Source organism: Nocardioides flavus (ex Wang et al. 2016), assembly GCF_014653115.1.
GTDB classification, from domain to species: domain Bacteria; phylum Actinomycetota; class Actinomycetes; order Propionibacteriales; family Nocardioidaceae; genus Nocardioides; species Nocardioides flavus.
This window is the reverse complement of the sequence record NZ_BNAD01000034.1, coordinates 1-857: the sequence shown is the minus strand read 5'-3', so window position 1 is coordinate 857 and position 857 is coordinate 1. Positions and strand designations below refer to the sequence as shown.

1 protein-coding gene is annotated in these 857 nt (G+C 64.2%); it reads right to left on the bottom strand.

What is annotated here, in order from left to right; all coding sequences use genetic code 11:
• Positions 1–719: carboxypeptidase-like regulatory domain-containing protein (locus IE200_RS20470; protein WP_191281341.1), on the bottom strand; the 719-nt coding region annotated here is incomplete at its 3' end.
• Positions 720–857 lie beyond the last annotated feature (138 nt).

The following is an 857-nucleotide window of genomic DNA, read 5'->3' as shown; positions in this document are numbered from 1 at the left end:
CTGACGGTCCCGAGATTTGTGTCGCCGCTGATCGTGATCGGGCGGGTCTTGACCTGTAGAGAGCCATCACGGGAGCCGTGGCGTCGGAAGAAGTGAAGGTCGTCTGTCCCAGCGGGCATGGAGAAGCCGAACTTTCCCGCCGTATCAGTGGTACCGCCGGCGGGGCCGTTCGTGTTGCTGACGGAGACGTTTGGAGACGGACTCCCGGCAAGGTTGGTGACAACACCAGTCACGTGGGGGAGTCCGCTGAGTCGGAGCGAGTATTGCCCGTCGGGCGTTCGTGTGGCGCTGCTCAGGTCGGCTGAGAAGACGGCGTTAGTCGAGGGGTCGGTGTAGCGGACGGTGATCCCGGCCGGGAGCGTGTTGTTGGTCGTTTGGGGGTGAAAGAAGGTGACTTTGCCGGAGGTGTCAGTAAGTAGGGGGTTCCACTCGTCGGCTAAGTAGTAGAAGCCGGCTGCGACGGTGAGTCCTGGGCTGAGCGTTGCGTCGTTGCCGTCCCACGGTGCACCCAGGCTGGCGGTCCCGCCGACCCGGGCGCCGACTAGCGGGGCGCCGAGGTTGTCGGTGACGGTGAGTGTGTGCTGCTGAAGGTCCGGGAGTCTGACGGTCCCGAGATTTGTGTCGCCGCTGATCGTGATCGGGCGGGTCTTGACCTGTAGAGAGCCATCACGGGAGCCGTGGCGTCGGAAGAAGTGAAGGTCGTCTGTCCCAGCGGGCATGGAGAAGCCGAGGTCAAGTCCCGGGTAGTGGTGTAGCGCTGCGTTCTCCTTCGTGATGGTTCAGGCGGTCAGGGCTGGCAGGTCGTCGGCTCCGATCTCGGGGTCGTTGGTGGGGACGATGTTGATTCGGCAGCGGGC